Origin of the sequence: Xenorhabdus indica, from assembly GCF_014467235.1 — a bacterium.
GTDB lineage: Bacteria > Pseudomonadota > Gammaproteobacteria > Enterobacterales > Enterobacteriaceae > Xenorhabdus > Xenorhabdus indica.
Genome location: NZ_NKHP01000094.1, coordinates 1 through 940, shown reverse-complemented (window position 1 = coordinate 940; position 940 = coordinate 1). Strand labels below are relative to the sequence as shown.

At 49.1% G+C, this 940-nt stretch carries 1 protein-coding gene; it reads left to right on the top strand.

Features of this window, described 5'->3' with window-relative positions; all coding sequences use genetic code 11:
* Positions 1-940 (top strand): toprim domain-containing protein (locus Xind_RS19620; protein ID WP_187650952.1); only part of this gene is annotated, 940 nt, incomplete at both ends.

Below are 940 nucleotides of genomic sequence, written 5' to 3'. Positions count from 1 at the left end.
GGGCAATCTCCTTATCTGGTTGCAAAAGGACTGGATTACCCTAATCAGCGGCTATTGCTCAATAATTCGACTTTGTTGGCACTGACAACACTGGATAAAAAAGTAACAGGTGCGCAGATTATTAAATCCAATGGAGAGAAAAAATTACTGTCTGGCAGCCAGAAAAAAGGGGCGTTCATTTCTGTCTCAGAACTGGAAGAAAACACCGATACGGTGATCATTACCGAAGGCTATGCTACGGCACTCACTGTCAGTCAGTTATATAAAGGTGCAGTTCTGGCGGCGCTGGATGCGGGCAATTTACTTTCTGTCTCCAAAGTGGTTCGGGAACGTTGGTCGGACACCAAAATTATTATTGCAGCGGATAACGACTGGCATCATCCCAACGAGCCGGATAAGCACGGCAAACCAAAAGTGAATATCGGCAAGATTTCAGCAGAAAAAGCCGCTCTTGCGGTGAATGGTTGGGTGACGTTACCACCGACAGAGCACAAAGCTGACTGGGACGATTACCGTCAGCAAAACGGTGTGGACATAGCAAGACAAGCCTTTACTCAGGGGCTCTATCAGCCGGCATCAACCAAGAAAAAAGCAGCCACTCAGCCCAATGATGCTGAGCCTTCCAAGCTGACATTATGCCAGATGGGAGCCAGCCAGCGCGGGGAAGTCTTGCTGGCGCGTTATGATGGTGATTTAGCGCTGGATGGCGCTTCGGAAACCGTGCATCACTATAACGGTATCATCTGGCGTCCGGTCAGTGATCGCGATTTAAAGCGAGAAATGGTTGCAGCCTTTATGGAAGAGAGGCAACCCTACTCACCGAATGGTATCAGTTCTGCGGTGGATGCCCTGAAATTACAGCTTCCCATGATGCAATCGCCAAAACGCCACTTAATCGGGTTCAGCAATGGCGTGTTTGACCTGAAAGCCTGCCAGTTCC